Below are 16,984 nucleotides of genomic sequence, written 5' to 3' on the forward strand. Positions count from 1 at the left end.
ACCAGATGACCGCAGCTGCCGACGGTGCCGAGACCCCGCCCGCCGTCCCCACTCTGTTCCCCGGACACCGCCGGCTGCGCCACGTCACGTACGTCCTCGTCTCCCTCGCGGCTCTAGGCGTAGCCCTAACCGGCACGGACGAGATGATGCGTGAGTACGAACTGGGCGTGATCGGAGGCCTGTTCGCCGGCTTCGCGCAGGGCATCGCCCTGGTCCTGGCCCTGCGCCGCCCCGTCCCCGCCTGGGCCCTCTCCCTCGCAGCCATGACAGTCACCGCCCTGGGCGCCCGCGCCGCCCTGGCTCCGGGCCCGGCCCTGACGCACGGCCCGTACCCCGGCCCCAACTGGCCCTGGAACACCCAGGAGATCGTGGTCCAGGCCGCCGTACTCCTGCTGCTGGCGCTGCGCGTTCCGGCCCGCAGAGCCCTCGCCGCGCTGGCCGCGACCGGGGTGACGACGTTCGTCATCCAGGGGGTGCTCGGCGCCCAGAGCTACTCCTCGACGGGCACGGTCGCGGTCGCCGTCTGCGCCGTGGCGGTCCTCGTCGGCACCGCCCTGCGCGGCCGCAGCGAGGCCCGTACCCAGCTCGTCGAGCAGGTCACGATCACGGCCGAGGAGCGGCACCACCGCACCCTCCTGGAGGAGCGCAGCCGTATCGCCCGCGAACTGCACGACGTGGTCGCGCACCACATGTCGGTGATCTCCATCCAGGCCCAAGTGGCGCCCCACCTGGTCGAGAACCCGTCGGACGAGCTCAGGGAGAACCTCGATGGCATCAGACAGAACGCCCTCCAGGCCCTCGCCGAACTGCGCCGGGTGCTCGGCGTCCTCCGCTCGGAGAACCCGGAGTATCCGGAGGACCCGTACGCCGTCCCCGCCCCCGGCACCGGTGTCGCCCCCCACGCCCCGCAGCCCACCCTGGACCGGCTGGACGCCCTGATGGAGAACACCAGGGCCGCCGGGCTCGACGTACGCAGCGAGATCAGGGGCGAGGCGCGCCCGCTGGCACCCGGCGTGGAGCTGTCGGCGTACCGGATCGTCCAGGAGGCGCTCAGCAACGCGTTGCGCCACGCGCCCGGTTCCACGGTCGCCGTCGAGGTCACGCATCTCCCCGAGGGCTTGCAGCTGACGGTCACCAACTCCCGCCCCCGGCAAGCCGTCCAGCCCTCCCTGGGCGCCGGTCACGGCCTGCTCGGCATGCGGGAGCGCGCGTCGATGCTCGGCGGACACCTGACCGCGACGAGAACATTCCAGGGCGGCTTCGCGATCGTCGCGTTCCTGCCCCGGGACGGCGTCGCACTCCCCGACGAACCCGTCACCCCTGGCCAACTCCCCGTCCCCGAGATCATCTTCCCGACAGGAGACGAGACCCCATGACGAGCGGCACCATCCGCGTACTGATCGCCGACGACCAGCAGATGGTCCGGCAGGGCTTCACCGTGCTGCTCAACGCCCAGCCCGGCATAGAGGTGGTCAGCCAGGCGGTCGACGGCCTGGACGCGGTCGCCAAGGTCGCCGAACTCGGCCCGGACGTCGTCCTCATGGACATCCGCATGCCCGAACTCGGCGGCATCGAGGCCACCCGCCGCATCACCGTCGCGACCCCGCAGATCAAGGTCCTGGTGCTCACCACCTTCGACCTCGACGAGTACGTCTACGAGGCACTGCGCGCCGGTGCCTCCGGCTTCCTCCTGAAGGACGCGTCCGCCGACCAACTGGCCGAGGCGGTACGGGTGGTGGCGGCCGGCGACGCGCTGCTCGCACCCGGCGTCACCCGTCGCCTGATCGCCGAGTTCTCCCGGCTGAACGGCACCCCGCGCACCCCGCTCAAGTCCCGCGTCGGCGACCTCACCGAGCGCGAGACGGAGGTCCTCGCCCTCATCGCGCAAGGCCTGTCCAACGCGGAGATCGCCGAGCACCTGGTCGTCGCCGAACAGACCGTGAAGACCCATGTCGGCCGCATCCTGGTGAAGCTGGGGCTGCGGGACCGCACGCAGGCGGCGGTGTTCGCGTACGAGTCGGGGCTGGTCCGGCCGGGCGGCGGCCGCTGAAGCCACGGCGGCCACAGCGCCTACGGCAGCCGCCGAAGCCAGCCCGTCAGGCATACCCGTAGTACTTGAGACGGACGGCCCAGGACCCTTCTCACAGGTGACGACGGCTACCCGCCCCGCCGCCTACCGTTTTGAACGTGACCGAGACGACCCAGCAGATGCCGCCAGGCGCCGCAGCCAAGCCGCGCAGCCCGGAGTTCAGGCTGGCCGCGGACGCCCTGCGCGGGCTGCGGCAGGACCTGCTCCACGACGCCTTCGCCTACCGCCCGTTGCCCCGCTCCACCGCCGAGGGCCCGCTCACCCGGCGCCTCAAGGGGCGGCAGCGGGAGTACGCGACCTGGAGCCCCCACGCCCTGACCATCGCGGCCGGCCTGCTCGCGATGTTCATCGCCTCGGACAACGCGATCCGCGGCGCGGGCACCAACACGATCCTCGGCCTGCTCGCCCTGCTGCCGGTGCTGCTGACCATGGTGCGGCCGGTCGGCGCGTTCTGGCTGTCCATGGCCGCCACCCCGGTCGCCACGATGCTGGCGAACGAGTGGGACGACTCGTGGCCGTGGCTGGCCGGCAGTTTTGCCTGCCATCTGTTCGTGCTGACGATCGTGGCGATACGCACCCGGCCGCGCACCGCCGCCTGGATGTGGGTACTGACGGCGGTCTACGGCTTCATCGCCGGCAGCGTCTCCGACGGCCGTGCCTTCCGCTCCGACACGGCGGAAGTGCTGTTCAGCTCCGCGCTGGTCCTGCTCGGCGTCGCGGTCTGGCAGATACGCCGGGAGGCCCGGCAGGAGGTGACCGCGCAGCAGACCGTGACGGCCCACGAGCGGTCCCGCCGCACCCTCCTGGAGGAGCGCACGACCATCGCCCGCGAACTGCACGACGTGGTCGCCCACCACATGTCGGTGGTCGCCATCCAGGCGGAGGCCGCGCCCTACCGCGTGGAGAACCCGCCGCCGGAGCTGGAGCGCGCGTTCGTCACGATCCGGGAGAACGCGGTGGCGGCCCTGACCGAGCTGCGCCGGGTCCTGGGCGTGGTCCGCGCGGAGGACTACGAGGCGCCCGACGCCCCGCAGCCCACCCTCGCCGACATGGACGCGCTGCTCGCCAATGTGCGCGACGCCGGCCTGAGCGTCGACAAGGCGATGACGGGGGCGGTGCGTGAACTCCCGCAGGGCGTGGAGCTGTCGGCGTACCGGATAGTGCAGGAGGCGTTGAGTAACACCCTGCGGCACGCGCCCGGTGCGAGTGCCCGCGTCGAGATCGGTTATGTGCTGGGCGGGCTGGGCCTGCGGATAGTCAACGGCCCGATGCCCGAGCCGAGCCTGGTGAAGCCCTCACCCGGCGCGGGGCACGGCATCACCGGGATGCGGGAGCGGGTCTCCATGCTGAACGGCGAGATGACGGCGGCCCCGGCGGACGACGGCGGCTACGAGGTGACGGTGTTCCTGCCGGTCCCCAGTGCGGATGAACCGGTGCCGAGCACGGGCGAACGGGCGCCGGGCGTGAGGGAAGGTGACGCATGACGATCCGCGTACTGATCGCGGACGACCAGATGATGGTGCGCGAGGGCTTCTCGGTCCTGCTGGGCGCGATGCCGGACATCGAGGTCGTCGGCGAGGCGGTGAACGGACGCGACGCGGTGGAGCGGGTGCGCGAACTGGCCCCGGACGTCGTGCTGATGGACATCCGGATGCCGGAGATGAACGGCATCGAGGCGACCCGGGAGATCGTCGCGGCGGACGGCTCGGCGAAGGTGCTGGTGCTCACCACCTTCGACCTCGACGAGTACGTGTACCAGGCGCTGCGGGCGGGAGCCTCCGGGTTCCTCCTCAAGGACGCCTCCGCACGCCAACTCGCCGACGGGGTGAGGGTGGTGGCCGCCGGTGAGGCACTGCTCGCCCCCTCCGTCACCAAGCGGTTGATCACGGAGTTCTCGAAGCTGTCCGAGACACCCCGTCTGATGCCGGCCGCGCAGCAGGGGACGTACGGGGATCTGACCGAGCGGGAGACGGAGGTGCTGGTCCTCATCGCGCAGGGGTTGTCGAACGGTGAGATCGCCGAGCGGCTGGTGGTCGCCGAGTCGACGATCAAGACCCATGTCAGCCGGATCCTGGTGAAGTTGGGGCTGCGGGACCGGACGCAGGCGGCGGTGTTCGCGTACGAGGCGAGGCTGGTGAGACCGGGATAGGGGAAGCGCGAGAGTGCGGTGCGTTGATCGTTTCTGCGGTGAACCCGTCCCGCCGATCGGGTGAACCACCGTGGCCCGGCCTGTCGGCGGGAGTCGGGGCCCCGCTACATCAGAGTCATGATCAAGCACCTGGAGCGCGTTGTGACCGCGCTCGCACTCACCGCCCTGCCCCTTCTCGCCGGCACCGCCCCGGTCGAGGCCTCGGCGGGTGTCCCGCAGTATTTCCAGATCACCTCGCACCTGAACGGCAAGTGCCTCGCCACCAACGGCGACAACGTCGAGGTCCAGCGGTGCAACGACGGTACGGGCAACCAACTCTGGTACTGGAGGAACGGAAAGGTTCTGGTGAACGGCGCCGAGCAGCACTGTCTCGACGTCAAGAACGGCGAGGTGGACGCGGCGGCCCAGGCGGTCGGCGACTGCCACGGCCTGGCCAACCAGCGCTGGCGCAAGGACGGCAGCTGGCTGCGCACGGAGGTCAACAACCAGTGCCTCAGCATCCAGAACAACGGTGACCAGAGCGAGCACGCCGGCATCAACGTCCGCAACTGCGGATCGAACACCTGGCAGTGGTGGAACATCCCCAACCCGTAAGACACCCCTGGTCAGAGGGGGGCGAGCCGGGCTAGCGTCCGTGCATGGCAGCCTTTGACCCCTGGGACCCCGCGTTCGTCGCCGACCCCTACCCCGCCTACGCCGACCTGCGTGGGCGGGGGCGGGTGCACTACTACGAGCCCACCGACCAGTGGCTCGTCCCCCGCCACGCGGACGTCTCGGCACTGCTCCGCGACCGCCGCCTCGGCCGCACCTACCAGCACCGCTTCACCCACGAGGACTTCGGCCGTACGGCACCCCCGCCCGAGCACGAGCCCTTCCACACCCTGAACGACCACGGCATGCTCGACCTGGAACCCCCGGACCACACCCGCATCCGGCGCCTGGTCTCGAAGGCGTTCACCCCGCGCACGGTCGAGCAACTGAAGCCGTACGTGAGCCAGTTGGCGGGCGAGCTGGTGGACGGCCTGGTGGCGAAGGGCGGCGGTGACCTGCTGACCGACGTGGCCGAGCCCCTCCCCGTCGCGGTGATCGCCGAGATGCTGGGCATCCCGGAGTCGGACCGCGCCCCGCTCCGCCCCTGGTCGGCGGACATCTGCGGGATGTACGAACTGAGCCCGTCCGAGGACACGGCGGCGAAGGCGGTCCGCGCGTCGGACGAATTCTCCGCGTATCTACGCGAGTTGATCGCGGCCCGCCGCAAGAACCCGGGCGACGACCTCATCTCCGGCATGATCGCGGCCCACGACGAGGACGACGACCGCCTCACCGAACAGGAGCTGATCTCCACCGCCGTCCTCCTGCTGAACGCGGGCCACGAGGCGACGGTGAACTCCACGGTGAACGGCTGGTGGGCCCTGTTCCGCAACCCGGACCAGCTGGCGGCCCTCCGCGCGGACCACTCCCTGATCCCGTCCGCCGTCGAGGAGCTGATGCGCTACGACACCCCGCTCCAGCTCTTCGAGCGGTGGGTGCTGGACGAGATCGAGATCGACGGTACGACCATCCCGCGCGGCGCGGAGATCGCGATGCTCTTCGGCTCCGCGAACCACGACCCGGCGGTCTTCACCGACCCCGAGCGCCTGGACATCACGCGCGCGGACAACCCGCACATCAGCTTCAGCGCGGGGATCCACTACTGCATCGGCGCGCCCCTGGCCCGTATCGAACTGGCCGCTTCCATGGGGGCGTTGCTGGAGAGGGCCCCGACGCTGCGCCTGGCGGCGGAGCCGGAGCGCAAGCCGAACTTCGTGATCCGGGGGCTGGAGGGGCTGAGCGTCGAGGTGGGGTGACACCCCCTCACAAGCCCAGAGCCGGACCTACGTCGCCGCCCCGCCCCGCGGCCCCGGTGACTGGCGGCCGCCCGTCCGGGCCGGGTGGGAGGCGGGCGTCCTCCTCAGCCGTTCGACGTGTTCCTGCTGGACGTCGCGGGTGAACGTCAGGTAGTCGATGACGAGTTCCAGCTGGTCGGCGGTGTACCGGGCGCGCACGCGCCCGCCGGCGTCGTCGAGGAACGGCCCGAGCAGGCCGTAGGCACGCTGGGCGGCCTCCGGGGTGACGCGGATCAGGGTCTTGCGCCGGTCGCCGGGGTGCGGGGTGCGGGTGAGGTAGGCGAGTTTCTCCAGCCGGTCGAGCATCGTGGTGACGCTCCCGGTGGTCAGGCCCAGTTGCCGGCTCAGCTCGCGGGGGGTGGTCTCCTCCACCGAGAGCAGGATCTCCAGGCAGCGCAGATCGGTCTCGTTGACGCCCATCAGGCGGGCCAGTTCGCGGTCGAAGTCGTCCACGGCGCTCTGGTAGGCCTGCACGGCCGCGCCCAGCCGCGCTTCGACCGCCTCTGCGCCCGAGCCTGACCCCGTTCCGCTTGACATTCGAGATATCTCCCTGCATCGTAACTATCGGTTATTGGCTTGAAAGCCAAGATATATGAAAGTCAAGCAGAACTGACCGGACCAAGGAGTCCACGCCATGTCGTCCAGCACGACCAACCCCATGAACGTAGCCGCTGATGACGGCAGCGGGCCGGTGCCCTATCCCAAACGGTGGGCCGCCGCCTTCGTGATGATCCTCGCGGCGCTGCTGGACATGATCGACGGTTCGATCGTGAACACCGCGCTGCCGTCCATCGGCAAGGGACTGCGGGCCACCTCCGCCGATCTGCAGTGGACCGTGTCCGCGTACATGCTCGGCTTCGCCGCCACGCTCATCATCGCCGGGCATCTGGGCGACCGCTACGGCCGCAAGAAACTGTTCCTGCTCGGCGTCACCGCGTTCGCGCTCACGAGTCTGGCCAGCGCGCTGGCGGCCTCGGCCGGGGTGCTCGTCGCCTCGCGCGGTCTCCAGGGCGTGGCCGCGGCGGTGATCATGCCGCAGATCCTCGCCTCGTTCCGCACGATGTTCGACGGCGAGGAACGCGGCAAGGCGTTCGCCCTGTACGGCGCGATCGCCGGTATCTCCACGGCGGTGGGCGTCCTGCTCGGCGGGATCCTGACCGACTGGGACCTGTTCGGCTGGGGCTGGCGCACGATCTTCGTCATCAACCTCCCGCTCGCGGCCGTCGTCCTGGTCCTCGGCAACCGGTGGATCCCGGCCTCCCGCGACCGCGCCTTCACCGGCCGCATCGACCTGCCCGGCAACCTCGTCCTCGCCGCGGGCCTGGTGGCGATCGTGCTCCCGCTGGTCCAGGGCCGTTCCTACGGCTGGCCGTTGTGGGGCTGGCTCTGCCTGGCCGCCGGTGTCGCCGCGATCGCCGCGCTGACCGCCTCGGAGAAGCGGCGCGGCCTCGAACACCCCCTGCTCCCCACGGACTTGTTCAAGAAGCCCGCCTTCAGCGCGGGCCTGCTCGTCCAACTCCTCTTCTACGGCGGGATGTCCGGCTTCTTCCTGGTCTTCACCATCTGGCTCCAGTCCGGCCAGGGCTACACCCCCACGCAGGCCGGTCTGTTGATGGTCGCCTTCAGCGCGGGGTCCATCCTCGCCGCCCCCGCGGTCGACCCGCTGGTCGCCAAGTTCGGCCGCGGCGTGCTGATCCTGGGTGCCCTGGTCATGGCGGGCGGCCTGTTCTGGGTCCGGCACGCGGCCCAGCACGCGGCCCAACTGCACACCGGGGCCTGGCCGTTGATCCCCGGCCTGGTACTGGCCGGTGTCGGCCTGATCCTCCTGATCATCCCGCTGGTCAACACGATCCTGAGCACGGTGCCGGGCCGGCTCGCGGGCGGCGCGTCCGGAATCCTCTCCACCGCCCAGCAGTTCGGCGGAGCCCTCGGAGTCGCCGTCATCGGCAACGCCTTCTTCTCCCACACCGGCAGAGGCCTCACGGACGCGCTGACCCACGCGGCTCCCTGGGCCATCGGCGCCTACGTCCTCTGCGCGGCCCTGTGCCTGGCCCTGCCCCGCAAGGCGGTCGGCAACCAGGCCGAGCCCACCACCCCCTGATCCCCCGAAGGAGAGAGGCCCGTCACCCGGCCCCGCCCGTCAGTCGCGGGTGGCGCCCTCGGGCCAGAGCACCGTCACGGGGACGTCGTGCCGCCGCGCGTAGGTGACGGCGTCGGCGGTGCCGCCGTAGCCGCGCGCCGGGCGGCCGTCCCAGACGGCGAGGAGTGCGTCGGCCTTGTCCACGAGGAGTTCGCTGCCCGCCATGTAGGCGTGGGGGCCGGAGACGTCGAGACCGGTGTGGTGGACCCGCGTGGCCCGGTGGAGGAGGTCGTCGTAGTCGGGGTGGTGCCAGACGGGCAGGCCGGCGCGGTACTGCCGGGCGGGCAGGACGACTTCGAGCTGCCCGCCGCGGTCGAGGACGGCCCGGGCGAACCAGACGTCCGGGCCGTCGGCGATACAACTGACGCCCACCAGCCCGGTGTCGCCGTACGACGTGACCGCCTCCTCGATGAGCGCGCGCACCTTCCGCTCGACCTCGCCGGACAGGCCGCGGTGTCCGGTGATCCCGATTCTCATGGGTGGCTGACTCCTGCTGGGCGAAGGGGAGTTCGTGGCTTTCGGGCGATCGCGATCTCCACCGTGTCGCGTACGCCGGCCGCGCGCAACGCGTCGATGAAGACCTCCGCGAGCCAGGCCGCCGCGTCCGGGGTCCACTCGGGCAGGTCGCACGCGAACGCCGTATGGTCGTGGGTTCCGGCCCGGAGTTCCGCGCGGAGCTGTCCGTGCCCGCGCCGGGCGACGAGTTCGCGCAGCTGCTCCGCCTCGGTGCCGACCGGGCCGAGGACGGAGACGGCCGCCTCCGTCCGCGCGTCCGGCGCGGCCAGGGCGAACCAGTCCGCGTCCCCCACCAGGTCGAACCGGGTGTCCGGCGCGAGCCGCACCGGCACCCGCACCGTCAGCCCTGTGAAGTCCAACTCGCCCACCCGGCCCAGGGAATCGACCATGACCCGGGTCAACGGCAGGACGGGCAGGTGCTGTTCGCGCAGGTCGGTCGCGGGATACACGGTCAGCCAGGCGAGTTGCCGCACCCGGCCGTCCTGCGACCAGTCCCCGCCCGCGTCCGCGTGACCCCAGCGCTGCCCGCCGAGTCCGGCACCGGCGCTGAACCGGGTCGAACTCCAGCCGTAGGCGGCGGCCCGTTTGACCGCCAGTGCGAACAGGTCCTCGTCCAGGTCGTGGTCCGCGCTGACCTGCCCGATCCAGGGGTGCTCACGCAGCACGCCGTAGATCTCGGCGGTCATCGTGGGGTCGACGGCGTCCTCCACGTCGTCCACCGGACTTGTGTCCGAAGCCGCTTCCGCGACGAGGGGGTGTGCGCGCAAGGGGCAACTCCGGGAGAGGCGGGGGAACTCGGTCGACCAGATCGTCTCCGTACCGCTCCCGCTCTCCACCTCCGACCGGGCCGGAACGTCTGTTCGGGGGGTGGCGCGGCCCGGCCGTTCTACCTGGCCCGCCGCACCAGCGCCCAGACCCCGAGCGACACCAGGACCCCGCCCAGCACCGCCAGCGGCAACTCGGCGTACAGGACACTCCAGTCGGGGCTCGCCTCGAAGCGGTAGAAGCGGTCCCGGACGTCGTACGACCACACTGCGAGCCCAACTCCCGCGCCGAGTAAGGCTGTTATGCATCCTCCGGCGGCCTGCGCACGCTGTCCCATGCCCGGGACGGACGCGCGCGGGCCGCCGGAGGTTCCCGTGCCGCCGGCGGTCAGGTGGTGAGGTCGCGGCGCCGTAGACCCGTCAGGCCTACGGCGACCAGGGCGGCGGCGATCGCCGTGAGGACGATCACCGGGCCCCAGGCCATGTCTCCGCCCGGGAGCTTCGGCAGGTGGCCGAAGGGGGAGATGTCCAGAACCGCCTGGGGGAGGTTCAGGGCGGGGCCGATCCAGCCGAGCGCGAGGGCCGGTCCGGCCGCTGCCCAGGATGCCGGGGACAGGCGGGGGGACAGTCCGTGGAGGAGGACCGCAAGCGCGCCCAGCGTCCAGATCGCGGGGAGTTGGACCAGAGTGGCGGCCAGGATGGGGCCGAGGTCGGCGCCGTAGCCGAGGGACAGGCCGAGGCCGCTCAGGAGCATGATCAGGACCGCGCCCCCGAAGGCGATGACCAAGTGGCCGGCCGCCCAGCGCAGGCGGCCGACCGCGTTCGCGAGGACCGGTTCGGCGCGCCGGCCGGTCTCCTCGCTGTGCAGGCGCAGGACCGAGGAGACGGCGTACAGCGCGGCGAGCATGCCGAACATGCCGACCATCGTGGCCAGGAACGCGTTCTCGATGCCGGACTGGCCGCCCATCCGCTCGATGATCTCGCGGGTCTTGGCGTTGTCACCGACCAGGTCCGCCGCGCCCTTCGTGATGCCGCCGAAGGCGACCCCGGCCGCGAGGAATCCGAGGCTCCAGCCCAGCACGCTGCCCCGCTGGAGGCGCCAGGCCAGCGCGCCCGCCGTGCCGAGGCGGCCGTGGGCCGGGCCGGGGCGGGCCGGGAAGAAGCTCATTCCCACGTCCCGGCGGCCCGCCAACTCGTAGGCCAGGGAGCCTTGTACGAGGATCGCCGCCGCGAACAGGGCCAGCACCCACCACCGTTCGGCCGCGAACGGGCGCAGGTTCTCCAGCCAGCCGATCGGGGAGATCCACGTCGCGGGAGAGGAACCGTCGTCGGTGGTCGAGTCGCCTACGGCACGGAGGACGAACGCCGCGCCCACCAGTCCGCCGGTCAGGCCCTTCGCCAGTCGGCCGCTGTCCGTGAACTGCGCGACGATCGCCGCGAGCGTCGCGAAGACCAAGCCCACTCCACCGATGCCGAGCCCGAGTGCGAGGGCTCCCGCCGAGCCCTGACCCGCCATGCCTCCCGTGATCAGCAGCGCCAGCGCGGAGTTGGCGACCAGCGCCGTCAACAGGGCCGCCGTCAGGGGCGCTTGGCGGCCGACCATCGCCGAGGAGATGAGTTCCTGGCGGCCGCTCTCCTCCTCGTCACGCGTGTGCCGTACGACGACGATCAGGCTCATGACCCCGGCGAGGATCGCGGCGTAGCCGCCGATGCGCCACGCGGTGAGACCGCCGAGCGAGTCGCTGAACACCGGGCCGTAGGTGGCGCGCAGTGAACTGTTGGTGAGCATCTGGCGGGCGATGTCGGCGCGTTGGGCCGGCGTGGAGTAGACGCTTCGCAGTGACCCGGGGAGGGAGAGCACCAGCAGGCCGGTCACCGCCACCCAGGCCGGGATCACCACGCGGTCGCGGCGCAGGTTGAACCTCAACAGGGCGCCGGTGCCTGCCAGTTGGCGCGAGCCGCCGATTCCGGTGCCGGTGCGTGCGGGGAGCGCTGCGGCCGTCATTCCGTCTCCTGGTAGTGGCGGAGGAACAGTTCCTCCAGCGTCGGCGGCTTCGAGGTCAGCGAGCGCACGCCTGAGTCGCTCAACGACCGCAGTACGGCGTTGAGTTGGTCGGCTTCCACCTGGAGGCGGACGCGGTGGCCCTGGCTGTTCTGGATGTGCTGGATGGCGAGGTCGTGGACGCCGGGGAGGGACGCCAACCCGTTGGGGGCGCCGGTGAGTTCGGCCGTCACGCTGGTGCGGGTGAGGTGGCGAAGGTCGGCCAGCGAACCGCTCTCCACCGTGCGGCCGTTGCGGATGATGCTCACCCGGTCGCACAACTCCTCGACCTCGCTGAGGATGTGGGAGGAGAGCAGGATCGTGCGGCCCCGGTCGCGTTCCTCCTCGACGCAGCGCTGGAAGACCTCCTCCATCAACGGGTCGAGGCCGGACGTCGGTTCGTCGAGGATCAGCAGGTCGACGTCCGAGGCGAACGCGGCGACGAGGGCCACCTTCTGGCGGTTTCCCTTGGAGTACGTGCGGCCCTTCTTGGTGGGGTCGAGTTCGAAGCGGTCGATCAGGTCGGCGCGGCGGGCGGTGTCGAGGCCGCCGCGCAACTTGCCGTAGAGATCGATGACTTCGCCGCCGGAGAGGTTGCGCCAGAGGGTGACGTCGCCGGGGACGTAGGCGACCCGGCGGTGCAGTTCGACGGCGTCGGTCCAGGGGTCACGGTCGAGGAGCTGAGCCGCGCCGGAGTCCGCGTGGAGGAGGCCGAGCAGGACGCGGATCGTCGTGGACTTGCCGGAGCCGTTGGGGCCGAGGAAGCCGTGCACTTCGCCGGCCTCGACGTCCAGGTCGAGACCCGCGAGGGCTTGCGTCCTGCCGAACGCCTTGTGCAGTCCGGAGACGGTGATTGCCTTCGTCATGGAGCCGAACGTACGCTTCTTTCAGAAATTTGTGAAGTTAAGGAAGTGTGTGAAGCCCGGGTTAGGGTGAGGGTATGACGGATGAGGTGGAGCGGGACCAAGAGGCGGTCTCGATGTTCGTGGAGAGTTTCGCGGCGCAGCTCGTCGAGGCCGGGATGCAGCGGATGCCGGCCCGGGTCTTCGCCGCGCTGCTGTCTTCTGACGCCGGGGCGATGACCTCCGGTGAGCTGGGGGAGCAGCTGCGGGTCAGTCCGGCGGGGGTTTCCGGGGCGGTGCGGTATCTGGCACAGACGCACATGGTTTCGCGTGAGCGTGAGCCCGGTTCGCGGCGCGAGCGGTATCGGGTGCAGGGCAATCAGTGGTACGAGGCGCTCACCAATCGCGAGGCTGTCCTCAAGCGGTGGGAGGTCGCTCTGCGTGAGGGGGTTGCGAGTCTTGGCGCGGAGACGCCGGCGGGGTTGCGGCTGGCTGAGACCCTGGCGTTCTTCGAGTTCGTCGATGGGGAGATCGCGGCGATGATGGAGCGGTGGCGGGCCTACCGTGAAACCCGCTTCGGCGAAACCCCCTAAGGGGCGCGGGGAACTGCGCGACCAGCCACGACGCTCCCGCAGATTCGTTCTCGTCTGCAGGCCGTGGTGGGCTGGTCGCGCAGTTCCCCGCGCCCCTGAAAAGATCCTCAGCGCTCCTTGGTTTCTTCGAGGACCGTGCGCCCGAGCAACGCATAACGCTCAGGGGCCCGGCGCTTCAGATACTGGGCGTAGCCCACGCCCGTCGCCGCGACCAGGAGGACCAGCCACGGGGTTGCCTTCAGCACCGGGGAGTTGGACTCCGAGCCCGCCGCGACGCTCATGTTGGAGACCAGGAGCAGTACCACCGCCAGCATCGCGATCCCCCCGACCAGCGGAGCGGTGAACGTCTTGAACCAGTGCCGGCTCTCGGGGTGGTTCTTCCGGAAGTACGCCAGCACCGCGAAGGAACAGACCGCCTGCACGACGAGGATCGCCATCGTGCCGAGGATGGCCAGCAGGACGTACAGCGCGTTGGCCGGGTCCTTGCTCGTGGCCCAGAAGCCGAGGATCAGCACCGCGCTCACGACCGTCTGGACGAGGCCCGCGATGTGCGGGGAACCGTGCTTGGCGTGGGTGCGGCCGATCGTGTTCTTGAGGGAGGGGAGGACGCCCTCGCGGCCCAGTGCGTACATGTAGCGGCTGGCGCAGTTGTGGAAGGCCATGCCGCAGGCGAGCGAGCCGGTGATCATCAGCCACTGCATGAGGTCGACCGCCCAGTGGCCGACGTAGTGCTCGGTGGGGTTGAAGAAGAGGGCGAGCGGGTTCGCGGAGGACGCGGCCTTCACGGCCTCCGTCTCGCCGTTGCCGATGATGGCCATCCAGGAGACGAAGACGTAGAAGACGCCGACGCCGAGGACGGAGATCATCGTCGCCTTGGGGATGATCTTCTTCGGGTCGCGGGACTCCTCGCCGTACATCGCCGTCGACTCGAAGCCGACCCACGACCAGAAGGCGAAGAAGAGACCGAGACCGGCGGACGTCCCCTTGAACGCGTTGACCGGGTTGACCGGGCCGAAGGTGAAGCCGTGCGGGCCGCCGCCGTGCAGGGCGACCGAGATCGCCATCGCCGCGAGGACGGTCACCTCCGTGCCGAGCAGGACGACCAGGAGCTTCTCGGCGACCGAGACGCCGAACCACGTTCCCGTCGCGTTGACGGCGAGCATCACCAGCGCGAAGGCCCACCACGGGATGTCAAGTCCCGTCTGGTCCTTGAAGGTTCCGGTGGCGAAGGTCGAGAAGATGCCGATGAGGGCCGGCTCGAACACCGCGTAGGCGAAGGTGGCGAGCAGGCCCGACGCCAGGCCCGCGGTGCGGCCGAGGCCGTAGGAGATGAAGCCGTAGAAGGCGCCCGTGGAGGTGATGTGCTTCGCCATCGAGGTGAAGCCGACGGAAAAGATTGCCAGGACGACCATTGCGACGAGGTAGCTCGCCGGGGCGCCGATGCCGTTGCCGGACGAGACCATGAAGGGCACGTTGCCGGTCATCGCGGTGATCGGGGCGGCCGTCGCGACGGCCATGAAGACCACGCCCAGGAGGCCGATGGCGTTGGGCTTGAGCCGGTGAACGGCGCCGTCCTCGCTTGTGTTCGCCGCGGGGGCGACTCCTTCGTCCACTGCCATCGGATGGCCCCTCTCCTGCTGCTCTCGCTGCCGCTCGACCGGTGTCCCGGCTGGTGTGTCGAACCGGAACTCTGTAGGCCGAATGAGTCCGGCAAGGGTTGCGGCGCGTTAAATGTTTGTCAACCAGACCTTTAGAAATCTGAGGAAATCTGGGGGCAACACGCGCCTCGTACGGTCGCCGACATGAGTACGTACACCTCCACGCTCGGCGGCCACAGCTACCGCTTCGGCTCCCTCGCGCGTCTGCTCGCCGCCGCGAGCCCGGAGCGTTCCGGCGACCGGCTGGCGGGGCTGGCCGCGGCGTCCGCGCAGGAGCGGGTCGCGGCGCGCTGGGCGCTGGCGGACGTACCGCTGACCGCGTTCCTCGCCGAACCGGTGATCCCGTACGACACCGACGACGTGACCCGGCTGATCCTCGACACGCACGACACGGGGGCGTTCGCGGCGGTGGCCGGGCTGTCGGTGGGCGGGTTCCGGGAGTGGCTGCTGGCGGCGGACAGTGGTGAACTGGCCGCCGTGGCGCCGGGGTTGACGCCGGAGATGGTCGCGGCCGTCTCGAAGCTCATGGGCAACGCGGACCTCGTCGCGGTCGCGCGGAAGGTGCGGGTCGTGACCGCGTTCCGGTCGACGATCGGTCTGCCGGGGCGCCTGGCGACCCGCCTCCAGCCGAACCACCCCACCGACGATCCGGCGGGTGTGGCCGCGGCCCTCCTGGACGGCCTGCTCCTCGGCTCGGGCGACGCGGTGATCGGCATCAACCCGGCGACGGACAGCCCGAAGGCGGTACGGGACCTGCTGGAACTGCTCGACGGCGTGATCCAGCGGTACGCGATCCCCACCCAGTCCTGCGTCCTGTCCCACGTCACGACGAGCATGGACCTGATGGCGGCCGGCGCTCCCGTGGACCTGGTCTTCCAGTCCATCGCGGGCACCCAGGCGGCGAACGCGTCCTTCGGCGTGACGCTGGGCCTGCTGGACGAGGCGTACGAGGCGGCGAAGGGGCTGGGCCGGGGCACGGTCGGTTCGAACGTCATGTACTTCGAGACGGGCCAGGGCAGCGCGCTGTCGGCGGACGCGCACCACGGCGTCGACCAGCAGACGGTGGAGGCACGGGCGTACGCGGTGGCCCGGCGCTACGACCCGCTCCTCGTGAACACGGTGGTGGGCTTCATAGGCCCGGAGTACCTGTACGACGGCCGCCAGATCCTCCGTGCGGCCCTGGAGGACCACTTCTGCGGCAAGGTGTTGGGCCTCCCGATGGGCCTGGACATCTGCTACACCAACCACGCCGACGCGGACGACGACGACATCGCCACGATGCTCACCATGCTCGGCGTGGCCGGCGCGTCCTTCGTGATCTGCACCCCGGGCGGCGACGACATCATGCTCAACTACCAATCCGCCTCGTACCACGACGCGTTGTACCTCCGCGAGGTCCTCGGGCTGCGCCCGGCACCGGAGTTTGAGACCTGGCTCGCCTCGATCGGCCTGCTGGGCGAGGGCGGCGAGATCAGGGACGTGTCCGGTACGGCCCACCCGTTGACGGCTATCGGAAGGGAACTGGTGGCATGACGCTCAGTCACGTTGCTTCGGTGGAGCGAGAGTTGTGGTTGCCGCTGCGCCGGCACACGCAGGCCCGGATCGGCCTGGGCCGGGCGGGCTCGGGTCTGCCGACCCACCACCGGCTGGAGTTGCAGGCGGCGCACGCGGCGGCACGGGACGCGGTCCACTCCCCGTTCGAGCCGGACGTGGTGGCGGCGGCGCTGCGAGGTGAGCCGACGGTACGTGTCCGCAGCGCGGCCCCCGACCGCCTCACCTACCTCCAACGCCCCGATCTGGGCCGCCGGTTGGACCCGGCCGACCGCGCACACCTCCCGGTGGGGGAGTGGGACGTGGTGTTCGTCGTGGCGGACGGCCTGTCCAGCCGGGCGGTGCACGAGCACGGCGCGGCGATGGTCCGAGCGACGACGGCGCTCCTGCCCACGGCCTGGCAGGTGGCTCCGGTGGTGCTGGCCGAGCAGGCGCGGGTCGCCCTCGGCGACGACGTGGCCTCGGCGATGGGTGCCGCGATGGTCGTCGTCTTCGTCGGGGAGCGGCCCGGGATGTCGGCGGCGGACTCGCTGGGCGCGTATCTGACGTACCGCCCGAAGCCGGGCGTGACGACGGACGCGGACCGGAACTGCCTCAGCAACATCCGGCCGCCGTTGGGGATGGCTTATGAGACGGCGGCGGGGAAGTTGGCGGGGTTGATGGGCAGGGCGCGGGAGTTGGGGGCGACGGGAGTGGCGCTGAAGGACGACTCGGACGCGCAGATGCTGGCATCAGACCCGGCCTGACATTCCAAT

17 protein-coding genes are annotated in these 16,984 nt (G+C 70.7%); 10 read left to right on the top strand and 7 right to left on the bottom strand.

Annotated features, from left to right (window positions below; genetic code table 11):
• Positions 1-5: 5 nt before the first annotated feature.
• The 6 genes from R2B38_RS21730 to R2B38_RS21755 all read left to right on the top strand — a co-directional run bounded on the left by R2B38_RS21730 (position 6) and on the right by R2B38_RS21755 (position 6,085).
• Positions 6-1,376, top strand: a complete 1,371-nt coding sequence (locus tag R2B38_RS21730) for a sensor histidine kinase (RefSeq protein ID WP_318017726.1) — start codon at positions 6-8, stop codon at positions 1,374-1,376.
• Positions 1,373-2,050 carry a response regulator transcription factor gene (locus tag R2B38_RS21735; protein ID WP_318017727.1) on the top strand — a complete coding sequence of 226 codons (678 nt, stop codon included), beginning with the start codon at positions 1,373-1,375 and terminating at the stop codon, positions 2,048-2,050. The genes R2B38_RS21730 and R2B38_RS21735 overlap by 4 nt, the downstream gene beginning before the upstream one ends.
• Before the next feature lie 137 nt (positions 2,051-2,187).
• The gene (locus tag R2B38_RS21740) at positions 2,188-3,573 is read left to right on the top strand and encodes a sensor histidine kinase (RefSeq protein ID WP_411978484.1); all 1,386 of its coding nucleotides are present in this window, start codon (positions 2,188-2,190) and stop codon (positions 3,571-3,573) included.
• Positions 3,570-4,238, top strand: a complete 669-nt coding sequence (locus tag R2B38_RS21745; RefSeq protein ID WP_318017728.1) for a response regulator transcription factor — start codon at positions 3,570-3,572, stop codon at positions 4,236-4,238. Before R2B38_RS21740 ends, R2B38_RS21745 begins: the two co-directional genes overlap by 4 nt.
• A 117-nt stretch (positions 4,239-4,355) precedes the next feature.
• Complete coding sequence (locus R2B38_RS21750; protein WP_318017729.1) at positions 4,356-4,832, top strand: RICIN domain-containing protein; 477 nt, start codon at positions 4,356-4,358, stop codon at positions 4,830-4,832.
• Between the two features lie 44 nt (positions 4,833-4,876).
• The gene (locus R2B38_RS21755) at positions 4,877-6,085 is read left to right on the top strand and encodes a cytochrome P450 (protein WP_318017730.1); all 1,209 of its coding nucleotides are present in this window, start codon (positions 4,877-4,879) and stop codon (positions 6,083-6,085) included.
• Positions 6,086-6,112: 27 nt separating this feature from the next.
• Here R2B38_RS21755 and R2B38_RS21760 read toward each other — a convergent pair whose 3' ends face one another.
• Entirely contained in the window at positions 6,113-6,661 is a 549-nt protein-coding gene (locus R2B38_RS21760; protein WP_318017731.1) for a MarR family winged helix-turn-helix transcriptional regulator, read from the bottom strand.
• Between the two features lie 97 nt (positions 6,662-6,758).
• Here R2B38_RS21760 and R2B38_RS21765 point away from each other — a divergent pair, with 97 nt between their 5' ends.
• A complete protein-coding gene (locus R2B38_RS21765; RefSeq protein WP_318017732.1) occupies positions 6,759-8,225 on the top strand; it encodes an MFS transporter in 1,467 nt (488 codons plus the stop codon).
• 39 nt (positions 8,226-8,264) lie between these two features.
• Here R2B38_RS21765 and R2B38_RS21770 read toward each other — a convergent pair whose 3' ends face one another.
• From R2B38_RS21770 to R2B38_RS21790, 5 genes are all read right to left on the bottom strand, one after another.
• Complete coding sequence (locus R2B38_RS21770; protein WP_318017733.1) at positions 8,265-8,741, bottom strand: hypothetical protein; 477 nt, start codon at positions 8,739-8,741, stop codon at positions 8,265-8,267.
• A complete protein-coding gene (locus tag R2B38_RS21775) occupies positions 8,738-9,547 on the bottom strand; it encodes a hypothetical protein (RefSeq protein ID WP_318017734.1) in 810 nt (269 codons plus the stop codon). Before R2B38_RS21775 ends, R2B38_RS21770 begins: the two co-directional genes overlap by 4 nt.
• A gap of 119 nt (positions 9,548-9,666) precedes the next feature.
• On the bottom strand, positions 9,667-9,882 hold the full coding sequence (locus tag R2B38_RS21780; protein WP_318017735.1) for a hypothetical protein: 216 nt from the start codon (positions 9,880-9,882) through the stop codon (positions 9,667-9,669).
• Between the two features lie 50 nt (positions 9,883-9,932).
• Positions 9,933-11,549, bottom strand: a complete 1,617-nt coding sequence (locus tag R2B38_RS21785) for an ABC transporter permease (protein WP_318017736.1) — start codon at positions 11,547-11,549, stop codon at positions 9,933-9,935.
• Positions 11,546-12,451 carry an ABC transporter ATP-binding protein gene (locus R2B38_RS21790; RefSeq protein WP_318017737.1) on the bottom strand — a complete coding sequence of 302 codons (906 nt, stop codon included), beginning with the start codon at positions 12,449-12,451 and terminating at the stop codon, positions 11,546-11,548. The genes R2B38_RS21785 and R2B38_RS21790 overlap by 4 nt, the downstream gene beginning before the upstream one ends.
• Positions 12,452-12,525: 74 nt before the next feature.
• On the opposite strand from R2B38_RS21790, the gene R2B38_RS21795 reads away from it, so the two are divergent.
• Positions 12,526-13,020, top strand: coding sequence for a GbsR/MarR family transcriptional regulator (locus tag R2B38_RS21795; RefSeq protein WP_318017738.1), 495 nt, complete (start codon positions 12,526-12,528; stop codon positions 13,018-13,020).
• Positions 13,021-13,127: 107 nt separating this feature from the next.
• Here R2B38_RS21795 and R2B38_RS21800 read toward each other — a convergent pair whose 3' ends face one another.
• Positions 13,128-14,639 carry an APC family permease gene (locus R2B38_RS21800; RefSeq protein WP_318017739.1) on the bottom strand — a complete coding sequence of 504 codons (1,512 nt, stop codon included), beginning with the start codon at positions 14,637-14,639 and terminating at the stop codon, positions 13,128-13,130.
• Positions 14,640-14,822: 183 nt separating this feature from the next.
• Here R2B38_RS21800 and R2B38_RS21805 point away from each other — a divergent pair, with 183 nt between their 5' ends.
• Together R2B38_RS21805 and eutC are read left to right on the top strand one after the other, a co-directional pair.
• A complete protein-coding gene (locus R2B38_RS21805; protein WP_318017740.1) occupies positions 14,823-16,211 on the top strand; it encodes an ethanolamine ammonia-lyase subunit EutB in 1,389 nt (462 codons plus the stop codon).
• Positions 16,208-16,975: an ethanolamine ammonia-lyase subunit EutC gene (gene eutC / locus R2B38_RS21810; protein WP_318017741.1), complete on the top strand. Its 768-nt coding sequence runs from the start codon at positions 16,208-16,210 to the stop codon at positions 16,973-16,975. Before R2B38_RS21805 ends, eutC begins: the two co-directional genes overlap by 4 nt.
• The last annotated feature ends 9 nt before the right edge of the window (positions 16,976-16,984 follow it).

The sequence above is a fragment of the Streptomyces sp. N50 genome (assembly GCF_033335955.1).
Lineage (GTDB): Bacteria > Actinomycetota > Actinomycetes > Streptomycetales > Streptomycetaceae > Streptomyces.

Coding starts and splice junctions, on each gene's coding strand:
- R2B38_RS21795 (WP_318017738.1), top strand. CDS start 12,526: ATGACGGATGAGGTGGAGCGGGACCAAGAGGCGGTCTCGATGTTCGTG.
- R2B38_RS21765 (WP_318017732.1), top strand. CDS start 6,759: ATGTCGTCCAGCACGACCAACCCCATGAACGTAGCCGCTGATGACGGC.
- R2B38_RS21750 (WP_318017729.1), top strand. CDS start 4,356: ATGATCAAGCACCTGGAGCGCGTTGTGACCGCGCTCGCACTCACCGCC.
- R2B38_RS21805 (WP_318017740.1), top strand. CDS start 14,823: ATGAGTACGTACACCTCCACGCTCGGCGGCCACAGCTACCGCTTCGGC.
- R2B38_RS21770 (WP_318017733.1), bottom strand. CDS start 8,741: ATGAGAATCGGGATCACCGGACACCGCGGCCTGTCCGGCGAGGTCGAG.
- R2B38_RS21780 (WP_318017735.1), bottom strand. CDS start 9,882: ATGGGACAGCGTGCGCAGGCCGCCGGAGGATGCATAACAGCCTTACTC.
- R2B38_RS21790 (WP_318017737.1), bottom strand. CDS start 12,451: ATGACGAAGGCAATCACCGTCTCCGGACTGCACAAGGCGTTCGGCAGG.
- R2B38_RS21760 (WP_318017731.1), bottom strand. CDS start 6,661: ATGTCAAGCGGAACGGGGTCAGGCTCGGGCGCAGAGGCGGTCGAAGCG.
- R2B38_RS21735 (WP_318017727.1), top strand. CDS start 1,373: ATGACGAGCGGCACCATCCGCGTACTGATCGCCGACGACCAGCAGATG.
- R2B38_RS21785 (WP_318017736.1), bottom strand. CDS start 11,549: ATGACGGCCGCAGCGCTCCCCGCACGCACCGGCACCGGAATCGGCGGC.
- R2B38_RS21730 (WP_318017726.1), top strand. CDS start 6: ATGACCGCAGCTGCCGACGGTGCCGAGACCCCGCCCGCCGTCCCCACT.
- R2B38_RS21755 (WP_318017730.1), top strand. CDS start 4,877: ATGGCAGCCTTTGACCCCTGGGACCCCGCGTTCGTCGCCGACCCCTAC.
- eutC (WP_318017741.1), top strand. CDS start 16,208: ATGACGCTCAGTCACGTTGCTTCGGTGGAGCGAGAGTTGTGGTTGCCG.
- R2B38_RS21800 (WP_318017739.1), bottom strand. CDS start 14,639: ATGGCAGTGGACGAAGGAGTCGCCCCCGCGGCGAACACAAGCGAGGAC.
- R2B38_RS21745 (WP_318017728.1), top strand. CDS start 3,570: ATGACGATCCGCGTACTGATCGCGGACGACCAGATGATGGTGCGCGAG.